This window comes from Streptomyces sp. NPDC052012, from assembly GCF_040689265.1.
Lineage (GTDB): Bacteria > Actinomycetota > Actinomycetes > Streptomycetales > Streptomycetaceae > Streptomyces.
The window spans coordinates 261,224-281,847 of record NZ_JBFAXA010000007.1; the positions used below are offsets into that span (position 1 = coordinate 261,224).

The window sequence follows — 20,624 nt, forward strand, 5'->3', positions numbered from 1 at the left end:
AGTTCTTCGAGCGGTTCGTGCTCGGCGGTGTGTGCTCGGTGGTGCCGTCTCGGCGGCGGATCTCGGCGGTGGGGCGTTCTCCCGACTGGTGGCGGGATTCTCGGCGGTACGCGGGTCGGTACGCGTTGTCGTTCAGGGGCGGTGTCCCGTCATGCGTGCCGCCGATGCGATCGTCGCGCGGGCCTCGCGTTCGGACAGGCCGGTGTTGAGGGCCGCCTCGACGAGGGCGTCCACCAGGGCGGGGCCGATGCCGTCCTCGTAGGCGCGGCAGGCGGCCCAGAACAGGCGGGTGTTGCGCTGGCCCTCGTGCGCGGCGAGGACGAACTGGACCAGGCCCTGGCCGTGTCCGCCGGCGGAGGCGGGCGTCGGGTGGTGGGCGCGCGGCGGCGGCAGGAGGAGACGCAGGAGGGCGGGCGGGCAGGCGGCCGGGGCGAGATGGGCGGTGCCGGGCGCGGCGGTGTAGGTGCCGTGTTCGCTACGGGATCCGGGGCCGACGAGATAACCGCCGGCGCCCCGGATGTCGATGCCGGGCGCGAGGCGGCCCGCGGAGTTGGGCACGACGACGTCCGGCGGGCCGCTGAGCCACAGGTGGCGGCCGCCGCTGGGGGTCAGGACGACCACGGTGGCGGGGATGGTGAACAGGTGGCGCAGGGCCAGTTCGCGCAGCGCTGCGGAGGAGTCTGTTCCGTTCTTCGTGTCCAGGTCGATGCCGATGAGGTGGTGCGGCGGGAGGCCGCAGGCGATGCCGTAACCGGTGGCCCTGGGAGCGGCGGCGAACATCTCGCGGATGCGAGCGGGGTCGGTGGAGGCGTCGTAGACACCGTGGCCGAAGCGGCCGCACTCACCGTGGCAGGGCGGGCCCACCGGGTCGGGGTCGTCTCGGTGCGGGGAGCGCAGGGCCGGGAGTTTCGTCCGGGACAGGGGGATGACGGCCAGTCCGCGTTCGGCGGCTGACAGGGCGTGTGCGAGGGCCAGCGTCGTGGCCTGCCGGTCGGTGGTGGCCATGCTCCTATGTTCGTACGTACGTTCGAAAAAGGAAAGGGGGAATCCGGGCGACACGCCGTGCCGTCGCAGGTGTCGCGCCCGGTGCCGGAACGTTTCACCCCTTACGTGGCTTGGAGATCGGGAGGTCCGTCTCGCGTGATCTGTGACGCACGAGACGTGAAGGGGTTTATCGACTTGTCATCACGCTTGCGTGCGAATAGCGGCTTCCGGGGTGGTTCGCCAGGGATTCGGTGGGCAACTCTGATCACGCGACGTCGTGCACAGCACCGGGGCGGCCGGCCAACTTCCCTGGTGACAGCCGTACTTCACGCACACACGGCCATAAGCCGGTGCGTCCTTGTTCTGGAGGGAACACAACATGGCAAGCATCCGTACCGCCCGCGTCATCGCCGCCGTCTCCGCGCTTCCGCTCGCGGCCGCCCTGTTCACCGGCGTCGCGACGGCGGACAACGGGGCCCTCGCGGACGACGGATCGAACGCGACGGCCGCGACCGCCGACGCGGGCGTCCTCGGCAGTGGCGTCGGCGGTGACAACTTCGGCAACTCCTCGACCACCAATCAGCAGGCCGTCGGCTCCGGCGCCTCGAACCAGAGCAACACCGCCCAGGTCAACGGCTCGGCGTTCACGGCCGTCAACCAGGGCACCGACAACGTGGCCATCAGCTTCTCCCCGCTGTGGTGAGGTGAGAGGGCCGCTGGCCCTCGGACGGTTCATGGGTGTGCTTCGTGGGGTGCATGGCGTCTGCGCGGCGGTGCTTCGGTGCCGCCGCGCAGGCGTTTCCGCGTGCGGTGACCTTGACAGTCCACGGGCGGGGATGGAATCTGACGGTCAGTCAGAAAGTGGTGGGGGTTCGGGTCGTACGAAACGTGGGCGCACTCGGAAGATCCCCGCCGCTGAAGTGGGAACCCGATGGGCGGGTGCGGTGTACCAGAAGTGTCAGGACGGACACGGGCGTCGCGATGAGGCGACGGTGGTACGACGAGGGGGCCGCATGAGCGGGAAAGCGGTGGTCGGCAAGGGGCAGAACCCAGCTCTCGACGAGGAGTTCGGGGCCCGGCTGAAGGCGTACGAGGGGCGGCCCGCCGTCATGGACGGACGGGGCCGGGATCCCGTCAACGAGCCGATGATCCGGCACTGGTGCGAGGCGATGGGCGACACCAACAGCGCGTACGTGGGGCCGGGCGCGATCGCGCCGCCCACCATGCTCCAGGTGTGGACCATGGGTGGCCTCTCCGGGCAGACGGCGCGCACGGAGGCCTTCGACGAGCTCCTCTCCCTCCTCGACGACGCGGGCTGCACGGCGGTCGTGGCCACCGACTGCGAGCAGGAGTACGTCCGCTGCCTGCGCCCCGGGGACGAGGTGACGTTCGACGCGGTGATCGAGTCGGTCTCCGACCGCAAGACCACGAAGCTCGGCACGGGGTACTTCGTCACGACGCGCATGGATGTCCGCGCCGACGGCGACCTCGTCGGCACGCATCGCTTCCGCATCCTCAAGTACGCCCCGGCACGCAGAGATCCGTCGGCCCGGCGCGGCCCGCCGTCCGCAGAGCCCGAGCCGCGCACCGAGCCGCGCACCGAGCCGCGCACCGAGCCGCACGCCGAGCGGCGCCCCCGGCCGGTCGTGAACCGGGACAACGCCGGCTTCTGGGAGGGCGTCGCCCGGCACCGCCTGCTGATCCAGCGCTGCGCCGGCTGCCGGACCCCGCGCTTCCCCTGGCTGCCGGGTTGCAACGCGTGCGGCTCGATGAAGTGGCACACCGTGGAGGCGGCCGGCGAGGGCACCGTCTACTCCTACGTGGTCATGCACCATCCACCCTTCGCGGCCTTCGACCCGCCGTATGCCGTGGGGTTGATCGAGCTGGCGGAAGGGGTGCGGATCATCAGCGACGTGGTGGGGGTGCCGTACGGCGAGGTGCGCATCGGGATGCCGGTGCGGCTGGAGTTCCGGCGGTACGACGAGGAGTTGGTCCTGCCCGTGTTCCGGGGGGTGAGGGAATGACAGCCCGCTCCGTGCCTGCCGTCGGCGATCGCATCCCCCCGCTGGAGATCCCCGTCACCCGCACCCTGATCGTGGCCGGCGCGATCGCCTCCCGGGACTTCCAGGACGTGCATCACGACCCGGAAGCGGCCCGGCAGAAGGGCTCCCCCGACATCTTCATGAACATCCTGACCACCAACGGGCTGGTCGGCCGCTATGTCACCGACCACTTCGGCCCCACGGCGATGCTGCGCCGCGTCGCCATACGGCTGGGAGCACCCAACCACCCGGGCGACACGATGCTGCTGGCGGGCACGGTGGAGGAGACCGACGGAGACACGGTGACGGTCCGGGTCACCGGGACGAACGGCATCGGCAGACATGTCACCGGGACCGTGACGCTCACACTCACGGGCGGGGCCGACCAGCCACCGGAGCGTGATCCGGCATGAGCGTGAGAACACGGGACACCCTCGGCGGGCGCGCGGCGATCGTCGGGATCGGGGCCACGGAGTTCTCCAAGGACTCGGGGCGCAGCGAGCTGAGGCTGGCGGTGGAGGCGGTGCGGGCCGCGCTGGCGGACGCGGGACTGACACCGGCGGACGTGGACGGGCTGGTCACGTTCACCATGGACACCAGCCCGGAGATCACCGTCGCCCAGGCGGCCGGCATAGGTGAGCTGTCCTTCTTCTCCCGCGTGCACTACGGAGGCGGCGCGGCCTGTGCCACGGTCCAGCAGGCCGCCCTCGCGGTGGCGGCCGGGCTGGCGGAGGTGGTCGTCTGCTACCGGGCGTTCAACGAGCGGTCGGGCCGGCGCTTCGGCTCGGGAGTGCGGCACCGGGAACCGTCGGCGGAGGGGGTGGCGCTCGGCTGGGCGCTGCCGTTCGGGCTGCTCACTCCGGCCTCGTGGGTGGCGATGGCCGCGCAGCGGTACCTGCACGCGTTCGGGCTGACACCGGAGGCGTTCGGCCATGTGGCGGTGGTCGGCCGGAGGTACGCGGCGACCAACCCGGCGGCGTACTTCCACGGCCGGCCCATCACACTCGCCGACCACGCCGCCTCCCGCTGGATCGCCGAGCCGCTGCGGCTGCTGGACTGCTGCCAGGAGACCGACGGGGGACAGGCCGTCGTGGTCACCTCGGTGGAGCGGGCCCGGGACCTGCCCCACCCGCCGGCCGTCGTCGCGGCGGCGGCCCAGGGAGCAGGGCGCGCGCAGGAGCAGATGACGAGCTACTACCGGGACGACCTCACCGGGCTGCCCGAGATGGCGGTGGTGGCCCGGCAGTTGTGGCGGACCTCGGGGCTCACGCCGGCGGACATCGACGTGGGGATCCTGTACGACCACTTCACGCCCTTCGTACTGATGCAGCTCGAGGAGTTCGGCTTCTGCGCACCGGGTGAGGCGGCCGCCTTCGTCGCCGAGGAGCGCTTGCCGCTCAACACGCACGGCGGACAACTGGGGGAGGCGTATCTGCACGGGATGAACGGACTGGCGGAGGCGGTACGGCAGATTCGCGGGACGGCGGCGAATCCGATACCGGGGGCGGAGAGAGTCCTGGTGACGGCGGGGACGGGGGTGCCGACCTCGGGGCTGGTCCTCACGGCGGACGGATGAGAGACGGATACGACACGGGACACGAGGCGGCTGCGAAAACGGGACACGAGGCGGCTGCCGAGACGGATGAGATCGGAGTCGGATGAGAACGGATGACACCGGATGAGTACGGAATCCGAAGCCGGCCCCTTCCCCCAGGGGTGAACCCGCACGGTCCCTCACCCTCCAGTCCACCCAGAGGAGGTGCAGCGGGCCCCAGCCCTACAACCTGAGGGGGACGTGGCTTCGGGACCTGCGGGCGATCCGCCGGACATGCCCTCGCTCATAGCGTTGAGCCATGACCACACCCGTCTGCACCAGCGCTTCGAACGCCGCTGCTCCAGCGACGCAGACCCTCCCGTACCCGTCGTTCGCGTCGTACATGAGGGCCCGCCAGCCGGTGCTTCTGCGTACCGCCCGGTCACTGACCGGGAATCCGAGCGACGCGGAAGACCTGCTGCAGACCGCGCTCACCAAGACGTATGTCGCCTGGGAGCGGATAGAGGACCACCGTGCGCTGGACGGCTATGTGCGCCGGGCGCTGCTGAACACGCGCACCTCGCAGTGGCGCAAGCGCAAGGTGGACGAGTTCGCCTGTGACGAGGTGCCCGAGCCGGAGCCGCTCCCCGGCGGTGACGACCCGGCCGAGCAGCAGGCGCTGCGCGACGCGATGTGGCGGGCGATCATGCGGTTGCCGGCGCGGCAGCGGGCTATGGTCGTGCTGCGGTACTACGAAGATCTCAGCGAGGTCCAGACGGCGGAGGTGCTCGGAGTGTCGGTGGGCACGGTGAAGTCGGCCGTGTCACGGGCGCTGGGCAAGCTGCGCGACGACCCTGAGCTGGGGATTGTTCGGTCCTGAGCCGAAACGTCGTCCTGTGGGGCCTGATCGATCATCCGCTCCCCTAGTGACATACCAAGCGGTATGTGCGCAGAATCAGCGCAACCGTTACCGCCGCGTAGGCAATGTCGCCCAGGAGGACGCCGTGCTGAGCACCATGCAGGACGTACCGCTGCTGATCTCGAGGATCCTGAACCATGGGTCGACGATCCACGGCACATCTCTGGTGACCACCTGGACCGGCGAGGGAGAACCGCACCGCCGCAGCTACGCGGAGATCGGCGCCCGCGCGGCCCAGCTGGCCCACGCGCTGCGCGACGACCTCCAGGTGGCCGGCGACGAGCGCGTGGCGACCCTGATGTGGAACAACGCCGAGCACGTGGAGGCGTACTTCGCGATCCCCTCCATGGGCGCCGTGCTGCACACGCTGAACCTGCGCCTTCCGGCCGAGCAGCTGGCGTGGATCGTGAACCACGCCGCCGACCGCGTGGTGATCGTCAACGGTTCGCTGATCCCGTTGCTGGCTCCGCTGCTGCCGCACCTGAAGACGGTCGAGCACGTCGTGGTCTCCGGGCCCGGCGACCGGGCCGCGCTCGCGGACGCTCCCGTCCAGGTGCACGAGTACGAGGAACTGCTCGCCGGGAAGCCGGTCGCCTACGACTGGCCCGAGCTGGACGAGCGCTCCGCCGCCGCCATGTGCTACACCTCCGGCACCACCGGCGACCCCAAGGGCGTGGTGTACAGCCACCGTTCGATCTACCTGCACTCGATGCAGGTCAACATGGCCCAGTCGATGGGGCTGACCGACGAGGACACCTCGCTGGTGGTCGTCCCGCAGTTCCATGTCAACGCCTGGGGGCTGCCGCACGCCACGTTCATGACCGGCGTCAACATGCTGATGCCGGACCGGTTCCTGCAGCCCGCGCCGCTCGCCGAGATGATCGAGGGCGAGAAGCCGACCCACGCCGCCGCCGTCCCCACCATCTGGCAGGGCCTGCTCGCCGAGCTCACGGCGCGGCCCCGTGACGTCTCCGCCCTCACCCAGGTCACGATCGGCGGCTCGGCCTGTCCGCCCTCGCTCATGGAGGCGTTCGACAAGCTGGGCATGCGGGTGTGCCACGCCTGGGGCATGACGGAGACCTCGCCCCTCGGCACCATCGCCCGCCCGCCGGCCCAGGCCGTCGGCACCGACGAGGAGTTCGCCTACCGTCTGACCCAGGGCCGCTTCCCGGCCGGTGTCGAGGCCCGGCTCACCGGCCCCGGCGGCGAGCGTCTCCCCTGGGACGGCGAGTCCGCGGGCGAGCTGGAGGTGCGCGGTCCGTGGATAGCCGGCGCCTACTACAACGGCCCCGACGCCGAACCGCTGCGCCCGGCCGACAAGTTCAGCGAGGACGGCTGGCTGAAGACGGGCGACGTCGGCACGATCAGCCCGGACGGCTTCCTCACGCTCACCGACCGCGCCAAGGACGTCATCAAGTCCGGCGGCGAGTGGATCTCCTCGGTCGAGCTGGAGAACGCGCTGATGGCCCACCCGGATGTCGCCGAGGCCGCCGTCGTCGCCGTCCCGGACGAGAAGTGGGGCGAGCGCCCGCTGGCCACGGTGGTCCTCAAGGAGGGCTCCACCGCCGACTTCACCACCCTGCGCGCCTTCCTCGCCGAGGAGGGCAAGATCGCCAAGTGGCAGCTGCCCGAGCGCTGGACGGTGATCGAGTCGGTGCCGAAGACCAGCGTGGGCAAGTTCGACAAGAAGGTGCTGCGCAGGCAGTACGCGGAAGGGGAGCTGGACGTCACCCAGCTCTGACGCAGGTACGCCAGTACGCCAGTACGCCGGTACGTCGGTACGCCACAGGCAGCGCACGCCGGGCGCGGCGGGGCCCCGCCCCCACCCGCCCGGCGCACGCCGTGGCTCCCCAGCGGCAGCTCATCTCTCCGGCCGCCGCACCAGCCCAGCGTGCTCCCCGGCGGCAGTTCACCCCTCCCGCCGCCGCACCACCGTGCTCCCCCACCCCAGGGCCAGCGACGCGCCCGCCACCGCGGACACGCCCGCCCAGCCGGCGTGGCTGAAGGCGATGCCCGCGAGGGCCGAGGCGGTGGCGCCGCCGGCGAAGCCGGAGACGACATAGGCGGTGTTGGCGGTGGCGGGGCTGGAGGTGGTGGTCAGGGCGAGGGTCTGGTTGGCGACGTGTGAGGCGACCAGCGCCGCGTGGATGGCGACCGCGGCGACGAACAGGGCCCAGATCACCTGCCCGCCCAGCCAGAAGAGCGGTACGGAGACCGCCGCGAGCAGATACGCGCCCCGTACGACCCGGGCGGCGCCGAAGCGGTCGACGAGCCCGCCCGCCAGCGGTGCCACCGCACTCGCCGCGAGTCCGAAGAGGCCGAAGAGCCCGGCGGTGGCGGTGGACAGGTCGTAGGCAGGCCCGGTCAGCAGCAGGGCGAGCGAGGTCCACAGAGCACTCCACGCGCCGAACATCCCCGCCTGCCGCACGGACGCCCGCCACAGCTCGGGCGAGCGGCGCAGCAGTCCGGGCAGCGCGGTGATGCCGCCGAACAGGGAGCCGTCCCGGCGGCGTCGCTCGGAGGGCAGGACGAGAGCCGTGGCCAGCCCCAGGGCGAGGGTGAGGACGGCCGCGCCCGCGAACACCCACCGCCAGCCGTAGGCCTGACCGGCGAGGCCGCCGAGGACCCGGGCCGCGACGATGCCGGTGAACAGACCGGCGACCACGGCCGCGACATGGCGGGCGCGGCGGGCGGCGGGGGCGCGTTCGGCGACCAGCGGGACGAGCAGCTGGGGGACGACGGTCGCGGCCGAGGCGACGAACACGGCGCCGGCGAGCGCGCGGGTGCCGGGTGCGACGGCGCTCGCGACCAGGGCGACGGCGGTGACCAGGGTGAGGACGGTGACCAGCCGGCGGCGGTTGGCGGTGTCGCCCAGCGGGGCGAAGAAGAGCAGGCCGACGGCGTAACCGAGCTGGGCGACGGAGGCGATCCACGCCACGGCGGACGGGGTGGCGCCGAAGTCGTGGGCGATCAGGGAGAGCAGCGGGGCGGCGAGGTAGATGTTGGCGGCCGTGACCGCGCTGCAGATGGCGAGCAGGGTGAGGAAGAGCGCGGAGCCGGGCCGCGCTTCCCGGGCCGCGGGCGCGGGCGATATGCCGCGCTGGTGAGCGGGGGTGGACGTGGGCGCTGAGGACATCGGCAGGGGACTCCTTCGAGCCTGCTCTAACAACTAACTGGTTGGTTGGGTAATGGAGGGAACAGTCTGCGCGCCCCCTTCCCTTCCCGTCAACCAAATAGTTGGTTACTTGCCGCGCTACCCTGTCCCCCATGGGAGCAAGGGACCCCGAGGCCACCAAGGCCCGCATCTTCGAGGCGGCGGTCGCCGAGTTCGCCCGTCACGGCATCGCCGGCGCCCGCATCGACCGCATCGCGACCGCCGCGAAGGCCAACAAGCAGCTGATCTACGCCTACTTCGGCAACAAGGCGGAGCTGTTCGCGATCGTCCTCGAGAAGAAGATGCTGGACCTCGCCGAGGCCGTCCCCATCGATCCGGACGACATCGACGGCTGGATCGACCGCCTGATGGACTACCACGCCGCCCACCCCGAACTGCTGCGCCTGCTCTTCTGGGAGGGCCTGGAGTACGGCACCGACGAACTGCCCCACGAGGACGGACGCCGGGAGCACTACCGTCACAAGGTCGCCATCCTCCAGGACGCCCAGGACCGGGGCGTGGTCACCGACGCCATCCCGGCCGGTGACCTGATGTTCCTGCTGACCGCCCTGGCGAACTGGACGGCAGTGGTCCCGCAGATGCGGCGCATCCTGGTCGGCGACGGCGCGGCGGAGCGCGACCGGCTCCGGTCCTCGGTGAAGGAGGCGGCCCGCCGCCTGGTGGCCCGCTGACCACCCGCGCCGCGACAGGCGCAGGCCCGCGGGAACTCAGTTCGTACCGATACGCGCGAGCAGGTCGACGATCCGGGACTGCACCTCACCGCTCGTGGACCGCTCCGCGAGGAACAGCACCGTCTCCCCGGAGGCCAGCCGCGGCAGGTCGGCCTGGTCGACGGCGGCGGTGTAGACGACGAGCGGGGTGCGGTTGAGCTGACCGTTCGCCCGCAGCCAGTCGACGATCCCGGCGTGCCCCGCCTGCTGCCGATGCACCTGCATCAGGTCCATCACCACCAGGTTCGGCCGGAACTGCCCCGCCAGCGCCACCGCGTCGGCGTCGCTCGCGGCCCGTGCCACCTGCATCCCGCGCCGCTCCAGCGTCGCGGTCAGGGCCAGCGCGATCTCGGCGTGCTCCTCGATCAGCAGCACGCGCGGCGGATGCTGCTCGCTGTCGCGCGGCGCGAGCGCCTTCAGCAGAACGGCGGGATCGGCGCCGTACGCCGCGTCCCGCGAGGCCTGCCCGAGCCCGGCCGTGACCAGCACCGGCACCTCGGCCGCCACCGCCGCCTGGCGCAGCGACTGCAGGGCCGTGCGGGTGATCGGGCCGGTCAGCGGGTCCACGAACAACGCGGCCGGGAACGCCGCGATCTGGGCGTCGACCTCCTCGCGCGAGTGCACGATCACCGGCCGGTAGCCGCGGTCGCTCAGTGCCTGCTGGGTGGAGACGTCCGGCGCGGGCCACACCAGCAGCCGACGCGGGTTGTCCAGCGGCTCCGGCGGCAGCTCGTCGTCCATCGGCACGGGACGCGGCGGGTCCGCGACCTCGACGGCGCCACCGGGACCGTCCAGCGGCTCCGGCCCCTCGGCCGCGTCCGCGTCGGGCGCCCCTATGGCGTACGAACGGCCGGTGCCCTGCGTGGCCGGGGCGAGCCGGGACTGACCGGCCAGCGTGTGCTGCGCCTGCGCCTGCTGACTCTGCTGACCCTGCTGACCCTGCGCCGACTCGCCGGTCGGGGGCTGGGGGCGGGCGGTCTGCTCGCCGCTGCCGGCGGCAGCCGTTTCGGGGCGCGTGCCGAGCTTGCGACGGCGGCCCGAACCGCCCGGCTGATGCGGGGGAGGAGTCGCCGACGGCAGCGGCTGCTGCACCTGAACCGCCTGCCGGTTGAACGGCACGCCCTGCCCCAGCGTCCGCACGCTGATGGCCCGGCCCTGAGTGGAGTTCGGATCCACCGGCGCCGCGGCCTCCGCGGGCAACGGCTGAGCGGCCCGCTGCGCCTGCGTCCCCTCCGGGGGCAGCGGGCTGCCCGGGGCGGGGGCCGACTGCGGCTGCTGCGCCGGGGCCTGGGGTACGGCGGTGCCGGCGCCGGAGGTGTCACCGGCGGCGGGCCACTGCTGCGGGGAGGGCGCGGGGGTGCCGTCCGGCGGGGTGCCCTGACCGGGGGCGGCCTCGGCGGGAAGCGGCTGGGCGGCGCCCGGCTGCACACCGACGCCCTGGCCGGTCGTCGTCGCCTGCTGCTGGGGCAGGGGGTGCCCGGCGGGCGCGGCGTTCGGCTGGGGCTGAGGGAGGTCCGCGGGTGCCGCCGGCTGCGCCGGACCCGGTGCTGGGGCCTGCGCCGGCTGGACGGGTGCGGGCTGCTGTGCGGGCGCGGGCGCAGGTGCCGGTGCCTGCGGCTGTGCCTGTGCCTGTGCCTGTGCTTGGGCCTGTGCTTGGGCCTGCGGCAGCTGGCCGGGGGCAGCCACCGGCACGCTCTGACCGACGGTGCCCGCCCCTGCTCCAGGTGCTCCCTGTGCAGAGACGGCGACACCCTGCGGCGGCACCGGTGTGCCCTGCGCAGGTCCGGGGACGCCATGCGCCGGCGCCAGGGCGTTCTGCGGTGAGACCGGCGCACCTTGCGGAGCAGCCGCGGATCCCTGCGGTGCAGGGGCAACGCCGTGCGGCGCCACGGGAGCACCGGGCCCCGGCGCCGGTGCGCCGCCCTGCGCAGGCCCCGCGACACCTTGCGTCGGCACCGGCACGCCCTGCGGAGCAGCGGCACCGTTCACCGGCATCGGGCCTTGCGGGGACACCGGCGCGCCCTGCGCGGGCACGGTCATCCCGTGCGGGGGTGCCATCACCGCGTGGGGCGGCACCGTCACGCCGTGCGCGGACACCGGCGCCCCGTGCATCCCGGCACCGGCAGCGCCGGCCTGGCCGGAACCACCCTGCACCGCACCCGCCTGCACCGGCACCTGCCCGGTGACCTGCGGCTGCACCTGCTGTCCCGGCGCCCCCTGCGGGGCGGGCGCATGCCCGGGGACGGTCGGCTGTACGTACTGCCCAGGAGCCCCTTGCGCGGCGGGCACCTGCACAGCCGGTCCGCCCACCTGTGCCGGCGCGCCCTGGCCGGCCACCTGCTGTCCAGCGGCAGCCTGCTCGCCCACAGCGGTCCGCCCCTGCGCGTCCACCCCGCCGCTCGTCGCCGGCGACGCTTCGGCGACGCGTCGGCGACGGCCCGTCGGGGCGTCCGTGGGATGCGGCTGCGGCGGCGTGTGGTCGCCGGACTGGTCGTGCGGGGCGGTGTCGTGCCGGCCGTCGTCGATCAGCGCGTCACCGGCCGCGGCGGGCGCGGGCGCCGACATGGGCCCCGGCGCGACCTGCCCGACCACCTCGGCCTGCCCGGCGGCCTGACCGTTCGGACCGCCCTGTTCCGCCTGCGCCGCCTGATCCGCGTCGGCCGGCGGCAGTGCGAAGGCCGTACGGGGCGCGGCCTCCTGCGAAGCCGCCCGCTCCGTCGCGGCGGCCAGCGCCCGCCGGCGCCGCCCCGTCGGCTGCGACGGGCCGAGCGCCGGAGCCTGTCCGCCGCCCTGCGCCGCCTCGGCGTCCCCGCCCGCCGGCGCGGGCAGCGCCGGCGGCAGCGCGTGCTGCTCGCCGGACCCGCGCCGGGCACGCCGCCCGGAGGGTCCGGGCATCCCCTGCGGCGGTACCGTCCCGCCCAGGCCGGTGTTGGAGGCGGCGGCCCCGGCCGCGTGCTCGGCGGCCGTCATCACGGCACCCTCGGACACCCCGGCCGCAGCGTCCGTGCCCTCGGCCGGGCGCCCACGCCGCCGGCCCGTGCCGCCGGACACCACCGCGCCCTCATCGGACGCCTGAGCCGGAAGCTGCGCGGCCTCGGCCGCGGGCGCACCGCTCGCGGCCCGCCGCCGACGCCGCCCGGTGGGCGCGGCACCCTCAGCACCGGAGGCACCCGGCGTACCAGGTGCACCCGGCGTACCGGAGCCGTCGTCCGCGGGCCCGTCGCTCTCCAGGAAGGCGTCCACGGACGCGCGCCGCGCCCGGCGCCGCCCGCCGCCGGAGCCCGGCTGCCCCTCGCCGGGAGCGTCCTGCGCGGCCTGTACCTCGGCCGGCGCCTGCTCGGCCGGGACGACCCCGGCCCCGCCCCCGATCGGCACCTCCAGCACGAACGCGCTGCCGCTCATCCCCGGCACCTCGTGCGTCTGGAGCACACCGCCGTGCGCCCGCACGATCCCGCGCACGATCGGCTCGTGCACGGGGTCGCCGCCGCTGTACGGACCGCGTACCTCGATGCGGACGACCTCGCCGCGCTGCGCGGCCGCGACCACGACGGTGTTGTCCAGGTAACCGCCCGTCGACACCGGGCTGTTGCCGGTCGCGTCGACCCCGGCCACGTCGGCGACGAGATGCGCGAGGGCGGTGGCCAGCAGCCGCGGGTCCACCTCCGCCTCGATGGGCGGCGCGTGCACCGCGAACTGCACCCGCCCCGGCCCGATGAGCTCCACGGCCCCGTCCACACCCGCGGCGACGACCGCGTCGAGCATCACCTTCGTACGGGCGACGGCCTCCGCGCCGACGTCGAGCCGCTGGTAGCCGAGGACGTTGTCGATGAGGGTGGTGATGCGGGAGTAGCCGGCCGACAGATGGTGCAGCACCTGGTTGGCCTCGGGCCACAGCTGCCCGGCGTCGTCGGCGGCGAGAGCGGCCAGTTCGCGGCGCAGTTCCTCCAGCGGGCCGCGCAGCGACTGCCCGAGCAGGGTGAGCAGCTGTTCGTGCCGGGCGGCGAGGGCCTCGTAGCGGTCCTTCTCGCGCTCGCCGAGCGCGGCGTACCGCTCCTCGTTCGCGGCGAGTTCCTCGGCGTGCTTCTCGCGCAGCTCCTCGAGCTCGGTGACGTGGCTCTGGCGCAGGGAGGTGAGCTCGGAGGCGTGTTCCTCGGCGAGCCGCTCCAGTTCCTCGGCGTGCGCCTTCTCCGCCTGCTCCTTCTCCTTGACGACGGCGTCGTAGGGCCGCCGGTCGGTGAAGGTCATGACGGCGCCGACGAGCTGGTCGCCGTCGCGCACCGGCGCGGTCGTCAGGTCGACCGGCACCTTGTCGCCGCTCTTGGCGTACAGCACCTGTCCGCGCACCCGGTGCTTGCGTCCGGAGCGCAGGGTGTCGGCGAGGGGGGACTCGTCGTAGGGGAAGGGGGAGCCGTCGGCCCGCGAGTGCAGGACCAGGGTGTGCAGCTCGCGCCCGCCCAGCTCGCCGGCCCGGTAGCCCAGTATCTGCGCGGCGGCCGGGTTGACCAGGACGATCCGCCCGTCGGTGTCCGTCCCCACGACACCCTCGGCGGCGGCCCGCAGGATCATCTCGGTCTGCCGCTGCGACCGCGCCAGCTCGGCCTCGGTGTCGACGGTGCCGGACAGGTCGCGTACGACGAGCATCAGCAGTTCGTCGCCGGTGTAGCCGTAATTGTCGTAGGCCTGCTGGCCGTTCTCCAGATTCGCACTGGTGACCTCGACGGGGAACTCGCTCCCGTCGGTGCGCCGGGCGATCATCCGGGTCGGCTTGGTGCGGGCCCGCGGGTCGATGTGGTCGGGGCGCCGCATGGAGCCGGGGATGAGCTTGGAGTCGAACTCCGGCAGCAGATCCAGCAGCCCGCGCCCCACCAGGGCGGTGCCCGGGGTCTCGAAGGCCTCGAGGGCGATGGTGTTGGCGTTGACGACGGTCCCGTTGGCGTTGACCAGCACCAGGGCGTCGGGAAGCGCGTCCAGTATGGCTGCGAGGCGAGCAGCGCCTCGGGATGGCCTGCTGCTCACGAGACGCTTCCTCCCTGTTACCGCGACGTGCCGACCGCTCGGGCCATCTTGCCAACCGTCCCGCAGCGTGTCACGCGAGGGAGTCTACGGGCTGCGGTTGCGCTCGCGACGCCGGATGAGAGGGAGGTCCCACGACGAAGTGACGGCGATATGGCGCCGGCGTGACGCCCCGAACGCCCGGAACGCGCGGCGGCCTGCGGCGACGCCGCAGGAAGCTGCGCGGGACCTTCACGCCTCCTGTACGCCCCCGGCGCCCCGCCTCCCGGACTCGGTCACGAAGGCGCCGCGGACGCCGCATCGGGCAGCAGCGGTACGAACCGGTCCCAGCGGGCGATCGCACACCCGTCCCGGCGGTCGAACGTCGCGTCGACGGGACGCCCGGCCCAGGTGCCGGTGACGCAGGCGGTCGCGGGCCCGCCGTACTGCATCGTGCAGACGGCACCCCGCGGCACCGGCGCGAAGGCGTCCTCGCCCCACCGCGTGTTCCGCTCCACGGCGGCACAGGCCCCGCCGGGGTCGGGGTGGCTGCCGCCGCTGGGCCGGCAGTGCACCTCGTACGTCCCGTCGGCCCCGCCGCCCGCGTCCCGCACGGTGACGACGAGACGGTCCTCCCCTCGGGGCCGCCCTTCGTGACCGTGGCCGGCGGCGGGCAGCGAAGAGAAAAGAGCGACGGAGGCGGCGGCGCCGGCGACGAGCAGCGGCCGAGCGATCCGGGCCACCGGGTGCGTGCGATACGACATGCCCTGACCAACGCGCCACCGGCGCGGACGTTGCGCACCCGGAGGCATCGGGACGCACCCCGGCGCACACCCCGGGCGTACGCGGCGACGTGCCGTGGAAGGGCTTTGCCCTGCGGCCTCTCCGCCTAGTACCGTGGGGGGCGATTGGTGACACCCCACGCGGCTGTGTCATCATCGGCACGCACCACCCCATCACGCTCGCGCGCGAAGGGCATGTGCGCTGGAGGCGTCGCCTAGTCCGGTCTATGGCGCCGCACTGCTAATGCGGTTTGGGCCTTAAAGCCCATCGAGGGTTCAAATCCCTCCGCCTCCGCCCTCACGAAGCCCCGGTCCACCCGACCGGGGCTTCGTCGTGCGGGGCCCCGATTATCCGCGTTTCCGCAGGTCACAAGGGGTAGACCAAACGGATTTCACATGGCGGCGGCAGTCATGTAATGTTCTTCCTGTCGCCGCGAGCGGGCCGGAAGGTTCCGAGAGCGGCGAGAAAACTGAAGAAGCAGGCACTCGTAGCTTAACGGATAGAGCATCTGACTACGGATCAGAAGGTTGCAGGTTCGAATCCTGCCGAGTGCGCACAGAGCCGAAGGCCCCGGAGAGATCCGGGGCCTTCGGCGTTTCCGGGGGGACAGCGGCGAAGCGCCGGGATCCGCCGCAGCCCGGGCCGCGCGCGGGGCTCTCAGTGCAGCTGCTCGGCGAGTCCGACGATGATGCCCTCCGGGCCGCGGAGGTAGCAGAGCAGATAGCTGTCCTCGAAGCGGGCGATCTCGCCGACGAGTTCGGCGCCGTGGGGGCGCAGGCGGGCGACGGTGTCCTCGAGGTCGTCGACGGCGAACATGACGCGGTGCGTGCCCAGGACGTTGTGCGGCCGGTTGCGCGGCCCCTCGCTGATCGCCGCCGGGCTGCGGTACTTCGCCAGCTCGAGCCGGCTGTGACCGTCCGGGGTCCGGAGCATCGCGATGTCGCAGTGGACGCCGTCGAGCCCGGTGCACCGGTCGGCGACGGGGCCCTGGATCTCCGCCCTGCCCTCCAGCTCCATGCCGAGTTCCCCGAAGAACGCGACGGCGGCGTCCATGTCCTCGACGACGATGCCGACGTTGTCCATCCGCTGAATCGCCATGCCGGTCTCTCCTTCTCCTCGTGTTCCTCGTGTGCTTCCACGTGCGGCCGGTGGCGGCCGCTGATGTCCCTGGGACGGAGCCGGCGGCACGTTCTCGACATCCGCGGACACCCGGACTGCGAAGTCTGCCGGGTGCGCACAGGACAAAGGCCCCGGAGTGACCGGGGCCCCGGGTGTTTCGGGATCAGGTCTCGTCGGTTCGGCGGTGGGGGGTGCGCCGGCGGACGGTGTCGCTCAGGTGGCGGGAGAGGGCGGTCGCCGCCGCCGTGAGGAAGATGAAGCTGTAGAGGATCTGCAGGATCGTGACCAGGCGGGCGCCCTGGCCCCGCGGGGTGATGTCGCCGTAGCCGATCGTCGCCAGGGTGACCAGGGTGAAGTAGAGGCCGTCCAGGCGGGTGGTGAGACCCCCTGCCATTTCCCCGGGGTGCTGGGCCAGACGCTGGTACGTGGCCGCGAAGACCAGGATGGACAGGCACATCAGCAGGGGGATGACCAGAGCCGGGCGGGCGTTCGGCCGGCTGAGGAGGACATGGAGGATCTGCCTCAGCAGGAGGGCGGCGATCAGGGCCAGGGCGAGGGCGAAGAGGAGCCAGCTGAGGACCGGGCGGTGCGGGCCCAGGCGGTCCAGGGGCAGCAGGAAGTACGCGGTGACCATGAGGGTCATGCCGGCCGCCTCGAGCAGCCAGGGCCACAGCGCCCCCCATGCCCTCGGGCGCCCCTCCACGCCCTCAGGCGCGGGACTCGCGGCGTGGGGCGCACAGGGCCCAGATGATGAAGCCGTCGATGACGATGAGGACGATCGACCAGACCGGGGCGTGGGGCAGCCAGAGGAAGTTGGCGATCATGCTCAGTCCGGCGAGTGCGACGCCCACGGCGCGGGCCCAGGTCGCACCCCGGAACAGGGAGAGGCCGGCGACCAGGACGAGGGCGCCGAGGATCAGGTGGATCCAGCCCCAGCCGGTGAGGCTGAACTCGTACGTCCAGTTGCGGGTGACGACGAAGACGTCGTCCTCGGCGATGGCGGCGATGCCCTGGAAGATCGCCATGATCCCGCCGAAGGTCATCAGGACGGCCGCTGCTCCGGTCCATCCCGTGGCCCAGGCGCTCTCCGCGGCGTAGCCGCCCCGGCGGTGCGCTGTACCGGAACCGGTGACGTTGCTGCTGGCCATGTGCTCGCCCCTCTCAGCTCTCCCCGAGTGACGGCGTTCTGCTGACCAGGCTGTCACTCCTCCAGGAACTCGGCACCTCGGGCGCCTCGCTGTCATCTCCGGTCACGGTCGGGTCCGGACGGGTGTCCTCCTAGCGGCAGTGCTCCTCCAGGTAGTCGGCCGCCACCGCGCTCGCCCGGGTGAACCAGTCGTGCAGAACCGCGATCTCGTCGGGCGTGTAGTCGGCGAACAGCTCGGAGACGCGCTCGTAGTACGGCTCGTAGATCTCCCGGGTGCGGGCCAGCGCGTCCGGCTGGGCGGCCACCCGGACCCGGCGGCGGTCGGCGGGGTCGGGGCGGCGGGTGATGTAGCCCGCGCGTTCCAGACGGTTGAGGATCCCGGTCATCGCGCCGGTCGTGACATGGGCGCGTTCCGCCAGCTCCCCGGCCGTCAGCAGGTCGTCGCCGGCCTCGATGACGAAGGCGAAGGTGGTCAGGTCCGTGACGTTCAGACCCACCTGCTGGGCGATCTCGTGCTGGCCCACCAGGTGGGTCGCGATGAGGTGGTCCATCGCCGACAGCGCCTGCTTCCGGGTGGCGGGCGGTCGCGGCTTGGCTTGCATTCCGGGGTTCCCCATATTCCTTAGTTCGTGAGAGATTAATGAAGTAAATTTCTTACGACGTGAGAGACCGGCGCGTGAGACGGGCCCCGACGGCTGGACGAGGGAGCACATGCATGAGCGCACATCCATATGACCACGGGCACACGGTCGCCGGGTGGACCGGTGTGGGGATCGGGAGTGTGGGGACGTTCGTTCTGGGGCTGGGGGTGTGCACGGTCTCGTGGGCGCTGCTGGCCCTCGGACTGGCGATCGGCGTCGCCGGCCTCCTGGTCACCTGGGCGCTGCATCTCGCCGGGTGGGGCAAGCCGTCGGGGCCGCGGCCGCGCGAGCAGTGGGGCTGGCGGGTGCGGGACCTGAGCGTCCGGGACGGGCATCCGGGGTGCCTCGGGTGCAGGCTGGCCGGGCGGTCGGGGCGCGTGCGCACGGCGGGTGCGGCGGCCGACGCGAGGCAGGGGGACGGCTCCCCGAGCGCCGGTGTCCCTTCCCTGCCTACGGCCAGGAGCGGCGCCGGGGACGCGGACGCCGTGGGAGCCGGGGAACCCGTGCGGTGATCGCGCTGCCCGCTGCCCGCTGCCCGCTGCCCGCCGCCCGTTGCCCGTTGCCCCGCCCGCCGCGCGTTCGCAGGCGGGCACGGCCCGTTGTCAGTGGTGGCCCCTACTCTCGTCAGAGATGGCACAGGCATGGCGGTGCTCGGGGCTGCGGTGGTCGGCGGACGGTCCCGTGCTGGTATGGGACGGCGGGCGGCGCAGTGCGCTGACCTGGGGGAAACGGGTGGCCTTTCGGGTCGCGGAGGTCGCCGAAGGTGGTGTGCGGACATGTGTCGGGGCACGGGGGCATGCGTGTCCGTCGGCGGCGGCGGTGCCGGGGCGGAGCACGGGGGCGCGCTGCGAGGAGTGCGCGCGGCTGGACCGGGCGCACTCCGTCGCCGCCGACACCTTCGCGGACGACCCGCGGCCGTACCGCGTCTACCTGGCGTGGTTCGGGCCCGGGATGGCCAAGGTCGGGATCACCGCCGTGGAGCGCGGCTCGGCGCGGCTGCTGGAGCAGGGGGCGGTCTGCTTCAGCTGGCTGGGGAGCGGTCCGCTGATGGCGGCTCGCCGCACCGAGGAGCTGCTGCGCGCCGCCCTGCGGGTGCCGGACCGGATTCCCTACGCCCACAAGCGCGCCGTGCGGGCGGTGCTGCCGCAGGCCGAAGAGGAACGGGCGGCGGAGCTCGCGGAGCTGCATGCGCGGGCGGGTGCTCTGGGCGGGTGGCCGGAGTCGCTGGAGCGGGAGCCGTTCCGGCCGGTCGACCACGTGGGGGTGTTCGGGCTCGGGGAAGTGCCGGCCGCCGTGGGGGAGGTGAGTGAGCTGGTCGCCGGGGGTGCGGTGAGCGGGGAGCTGGTGGCTGCCGCCGGGCCGGATCTGCATCTCGCGACGGCGGAGGGCGTCGTGGTGCTGGACACGCGGTTGCTGGCCGGGTGGGGGCTGGTGCCGGCCGCGGGGCGGGAGTTGTCGGTGCCGGTCAGGGAGTACGGGGAGCTCGGGGACGGGGTGGTGCAGGAGGGCTTGTTCTGAGGTGGCGGCAGAGGTGATCGTGGGCAGCATGTGTGATCACCTCACGGCGGCGGGACGCGACGGCCGGGCCGCAAGCGACGGTCCGGCGATGTCCGGCGCCGGTGTCCGGGCGGACGTCGGAGATGTGCGGCGCTTCTGGGAAGGGCTCGGGCTGCCGGGGATCGTCGATGTGCACACGCACTTCATGCCGGAGCGGGTGCTGCGCAAGGTGTGGGCCTACTTCGACGCGCTCGGCCCGCTGACCGGCGGCATCGAGTGGCCGATCACGTACCGCGGGGAGGAGAGGGAACGGGCGGAGCTGCTCCGGGAGTTCGGGGTGCGGGCCTTCACGGCCATGCTCTATCCGCACAAGCCGGGCATGGCCCGCTGGCTCAACGACTGGGCCGCCGGATTCGCCCGCCGCACGCCCGACTGTCTGCACACCGCCACGCTCTTCCCCGAGGACGGCGTGGAGGGGTACGTGCGGGACGCCGTGGAGTCGGGTGCGCGGATCTTCAAGGCGCATGTGCAGGTGGGTGCCTACGATCCGGCCGACGCGGCGCTCGACGGTGCCTGGGGTCTGCTCGCCGAGGCGGGCGTGCCCGTGGTGGTCCACTGCGGGTCCGGGCCCGCGCCCGGCAAGTACACCGGACCCGAGCCGATCGGGCGCGTGCTCGCACGGCACCCCCGGCTGCGGCTGGTCGTGGCGCATCTCGGCATGCCGGAGTACGAGGACTTCCTCGACCTCGCCGAGCGCTACGAGGAAGTGCGGCTGGACACCACGATGGCGTTCACCGACTTCAGCGAACGCCTCGCGCCGTTCCCCGGGCGAGCCCTGCCCCGGCTGGCCGGCCTGCGCGACCGGATCCTGCTCGGCTCGGACTTCCCCAACATCCCGTACCCGTACGCCCACCAGCTGCACGCCCTGGAGCGGCTGGGCCTCGGGGACGCATGGCTGCGGGCGGTGTGCCACGACAACGCGGCCCGCCTCTTCGGCATCCACGGCTGAACCGCGCGCAGCTGTTTCACGTGAAACATGAGCCCCACACCAGGGGGCCTGCGTTTCTCAGCAAAAACACAG

General features: G+C 72.9%; 18 protein-coding genes and 2 tRNA genes. 12 read left to right on the forward strand and 8 right to left on the reverse strand.

Annotation, left to right across the window (positions count from 1 at the left end):
* Nucleotides 1-132: 132 nt before the first annotated feature.
* Nucleotides 133-1,005, reverse strand: coding sequence for a bifunctional DNA primase/polymerase (locus AB0412_RS15980; RefSeq protein ID WP_366403154.1), 873 nt, complete (start codon nt 1,003-1,005; stop codon nt 133-135).
* A gap of 358 nt (nt 1,006-1,363) precedes the next feature.
* On the opposite strand from AB0412_RS15980, the gene AB0412_RS15985 reads away from it, so the two are divergent.
* The 6 genes from AB0412_RS15985 to AB0412_RS16010 all read left to right on the forward strand — a co-directional run bounded on the left by AB0412_RS15985 (nt 1,364) and on the right by AB0412_RS16010 (nt 7,220).
* The gene (locus AB0412_RS15985; RefSeq protein ID WP_366403155.1) at nt 1,364-1,687 is read left to right on the forward strand and encodes a hypothetical protein; all 324 of its coding nucleotides are present in this window, start codon (nt 1,364-1,366) and stop codon (nt 1,685-1,687) included.
* A 310-nt stretch (nt 1,688-1,997) separates the two neighbouring features.
* The gene (locus tag AB0412_RS15990) at nt 1,998-3,008 is read left to right on the forward strand and encodes an OB-fold domain-containing protein (protein WP_366403156.1); all 1,011 of its coding nucleotides are present in this window, start codon (nt 1,998-2,000) and stop codon (nt 3,006-3,008) included.
* Nucleotides 3,005-3,439: a MaoC family dehydratase gene (locus AB0412_RS15995; protein ID WP_366403157.1), complete on the forward strand. Its 435-nt coding sequence runs from the start codon at nt 3,005-3,007 to the stop codon at nt 3,437-3,439. Before AB0412_RS15990 ends, AB0412_RS15995 begins: the two co-directional genes overlap by 4 nt.
* Nucleotides 3,436-4,602 (forward strand): lipid-transfer protein, encoded by a 1,167-nt coding sequence (locus AB0412_RS16000; protein ID WP_366403158.1) that lies wholly within the window; start codon nt 3,436-3,438, stop codon nt 4,600-4,602. The genes AB0412_RS15995 and AB0412_RS16000 overlap by 4 nt, the downstream gene beginning before the upstream one ends.
* A gap of 277 nt (nt 4,603-4,879) precedes the next feature.
* A complete protein-coding gene (locus tag AB0412_RS16005; protein WP_366403159.1) occupies nt 4,880-5,440 on the forward strand; it encodes a SigE family RNA polymerase sigma factor in 561 nt (186 codons plus the stop codon).
* 136 nt (nt 5,441-5,576) lie between these two features.
* Complete coding sequence (locus AB0412_RS16010; RefSeq protein ID WP_366403195.1) at nt 5,577-7,220, forward strand: long-chain fatty acid--CoA ligase; 1,644 nt, start codon at nt 5,577-5,579, stop codon at nt 7,218-7,220.
* Between the two features lie 168 nt (nt 7,221-7,388).
* Here the strand turns inward: AB0412_RS16010 and AB0412_RS16015 are convergent, their stop codons facing one another.
* Nucleotides 7,389-8,615, reverse strand: coding sequence for an MFS transporter (locus AB0412_RS16015; RefSeq protein ID WP_366403160.1), 1,227 nt, complete (start codon nt 8,613-8,615; stop codon nt 7,389-7,391).
* A 131-nt stretch (nt 8,616-8,746) separates the two neighbouring features.
* Between AB0412_RS16015 and AB0412_RS16020 the strand changes: the two genes are divergently transcribed.
* A complete protein-coding gene (locus tag AB0412_RS16020) occupies nt 8,747-9,325 on the forward strand; it encodes a TetR family transcriptional regulator (RefSeq protein ID WP_366403161.1) in 579 nt (192 codons plus the stop codon).
* Nucleotides 9,326-9,361: 36 nt separating this feature from the next.
* On the opposite strand, the gene AB0412_RS16025 is transcribed toward AB0412_RS16020, so the two are convergent.
* Both AB0412_RS16025 and AB0412_RS16030 read right to left on the reverse strand, forming a co-directional pair.
* Nucleotides 9,362-14,380, reverse strand: coding sequence for a PAS domain-containing protein (locus tag AB0412_RS16025; RefSeq protein WP_366403162.1), 5,019 nt, complete (start codon nt 14,378-14,380; stop codon nt 9,362-9,364).
* 272 nt (nt 14,381-14,652) lie between these two features.
* Nucleotides 14,653-15,120 carry an SSI family serine proteinase inhibitor gene (locus AB0412_RS16030; RefSeq protein ID WP_366403163.1) on the reverse strand — a complete coding sequence of 156 codons (468 nt, stop codon included), beginning with the start codon at nt 15,118-15,120 and terminating at the stop codon, nt 14,653-14,655.
* A 222-nt stretch (nt 15,121-15,342) separates the two neighbouring features.
* Here AB0412_RS16030 and AB0412_RS16035 point away from each other — a divergent pair.
* Both AB0412_RS16035 and AB0412_RS16040 read left to right on the forward strand, forming a co-directional pair.
* Nucleotides 15,343-15,433: transfer RNA gene (locus tag AB0412_RS16035), tRNA-Ser, on the forward strand.
* A gap of 187 nt (nt 15,434-15,620) precedes the next feature.
* Nucleotides 15,621-15,693: transfer RNA gene (locus AB0412_RS16040), tRNA-Arg, on the forward strand.
* Nucleotides 15,694-15,796: 103 nt separating this feature from the next.
* Here AB0412_RS16040 and AB0412_RS16045 read toward each other — a convergent pair.
* From AB0412_RS16045 to AB0412_RS16060, 4 genes are all read right to left on the reverse strand, one after another.
* Nucleotides 15,797-16,237, reverse strand: a complete 441-nt coding sequence (locus tag AB0412_RS16045) for a VOC family protein (RefSeq protein ID WP_366403164.1) — start codon at nt 16,235-16,237, stop codon at nt 15,797-15,799.
* Between the two features lie 184 nt (nt 16,238-16,421).
* The gene (locus tag AB0412_RS16050; protein ID WP_366403196.1) at nt 16,422-16,892 is read right to left on the reverse strand and encodes a potassium channel family protein; all 471 of its coding nucleotides are present in this window, start codon (nt 16,890-16,892) and stop codon (nt 16,422-16,424) included.
* 73 nt (nt 16,893-16,965) lie between these two features.
* Nucleotides 16,966-17,406 (reverse strand): hypothetical protein, encoded by a 441-nt coding sequence (locus tag AB0412_RS16055; protein ID WP_366403165.1) that lies wholly within the window; start codon nt 17,404-17,406, stop codon nt 16,966-16,968.
* A gap of 130 nt (nt 17,407-17,536) precedes the next feature.
* On the reverse strand, nt 17,537-18,007 hold the full coding sequence (locus AB0412_RS16060; RefSeq protein WP_366403166.1) for a MarR family transcriptional regulator: 471 nt from the start codon (nt 18,005-18,007) through the stop codon (nt 17,537-17,539).
* Between the two features lie 113 nt (nt 18,008-18,120).
* Between AB0412_RS16060 and AB0412_RS16065 the strand changes: the two genes are divergently transcribed.
* The 3 genes from AB0412_RS16065 to AB0412_RS16075 all read left to right on the forward strand — a co-directional run bounded on the left by AB0412_RS16065 (nt 18,121) and on the right by AB0412_RS16075 (nt 20,552).
* Nucleotides 18,121-18,558 (forward strand): HGxxPAAW family protein, encoded by a 438-nt coding sequence (locus AB0412_RS16065; protein WP_366403167.1) that lies wholly within the window; start codon nt 18,121-18,123, stop codon nt 18,556-18,558.
* Between the two features lie 118 nt (nt 18,559-18,676).
* Nucleotides 18,677-19,564 carry a DUF2797 domain-containing protein gene (locus AB0412_RS16070; protein WP_366403168.1) on the forward strand — a complete coding sequence of 296 codons (888 nt, stop codon included), beginning with the start codon at nt 18,677-18,679 and terminating at the stop codon, nt 19,562-19,564.
* 88 nt (nt 19,565-19,652) lie between these two features.
* Entirely contained in the window at nt 19,653-20,552 is a 900-nt protein-coding gene (locus AB0412_RS16075; RefSeq protein ID WP_366403197.1) for an amidohydrolase family protein, read from the forward strand.
* Nucleotides 20,553-20,624: the final 72 nt, after the last annotated feature.

Bases quoted from the DNA above. Each gene is read 5' to 3' on its own strand.
- AB0412_RS15980 (WP_366403154.1), bottom strand. From the start codon at position 1,005: ATGGCCACCACCGACCGGCAGGCCACGACGCTGGCCCTCGCACACGCC.
- AB0412_RS15985 (WP_366403155.1), top strand. From the start codon at position 1,364: ATGGCAAGCATCCGTACCGCCCGCGTCATCGCCGCCGTCTCCGCGCTT.
- AB0412_RS15990 (WP_366403156.1), top strand. From the start codon at position 1,998: ATGAGCGGGAAAGCGGTGGTCGGCAAGGGGCAGAACCCAGCTCTCGAC.
- AB0412_RS15995 (WP_366403157.1), top strand. From the start codon at position 3,005: ATGACAGCCCGCTCCGTGCCTGCCGTCGGCGATCGCATCCCCCCGCTG.
- AB0412_RS16000 (WP_366403158.1), top strand. From the start codon at position 3,436: ATGAGCGTGAGAACACGGGACACCCTCGGCGGGCGCGCGGCGATCGTC.
- AB0412_RS16005 (WP_366403159.1), top strand. From the start codon at position 4,880: ATGACCACACCCGTCTGCACCAGCGCTTCGAACGCCGCTGCTCCAGCG.
- AB0412_RS16010 (WP_366403195.1), top strand. From the start codon at position 5,577: ATGCAGGACGTACCGCTGCTGATCTCGAGGATCCTGAACCATGGGTCG.
- AB0412_RS16015 (WP_366403160.1), bottom strand. From the start codon at position 8,615: ATGTCCTCAGCGCCCACGTCCACCCCCGCTCACCAGCGCGGCATATCG.
- AB0412_RS16020 (WP_366403161.1), top strand. From the start codon at position 8,747: ATGGGAGCAAGGGACCCCGAGGCCACCAAGGCCCGCATCTTCGAGGCG.
- AB0412_RS16030 (WP_366403163.1), bottom strand. From the start codon at position 15,120: ATGTCGTATCGCACGCACCCGGTGGCCCGGATCGCTCGGCCGCTGCTC.
- AB0412_RS16045 (WP_366403164.1), bottom strand. From the start codon at position 16,237: ATGGCGATTCAGCGGATGGACAACGTCGGCATCGTCGTCGAGGACATG.
- AB0412_RS16050 (WP_366403196.1), bottom strand. From the start codon at position 16,892: ATGGTCACCGCGTACTTCCTGCTGCCCCTGGACCGCCTGGGCCCGCAC.
- AB0412_RS16055 (WP_366403165.1), bottom strand. From the start codon at position 17,406: ATGGCCAGCAGCAACGTCACCGGTTCCGGTACAGCGCACCGCCGGGGC.
- AB0412_RS16060 (WP_366403166.1), bottom strand. From the start codon at position 18,007: ATGCAAGCCAAGCCGCGACCGCCCGCCACCCGGAAGCAGGCGCTGTCG.
- AB0412_RS16065 (WP_366403167.1), top strand. From the start codon at position 18,121: ATGAGCGCACATCCATATGACCACGGGCACACGGTCGCCGGGTGGACC.
- AB0412_RS16070 (WP_366403168.1), top strand. From the start codon at position 18,677: ATGGCACAGGCATGGCGGTGCTCGGGGCTGCGGTGGTCGGCGGACGGT.
- AB0412_RS16075 (WP_366403197.1), top strand. From the start codon at position 19,653: ATGTCCGGCGCCGGTGTCCGGGCGGACGTCGGAGATGTGCGGCGCTTC.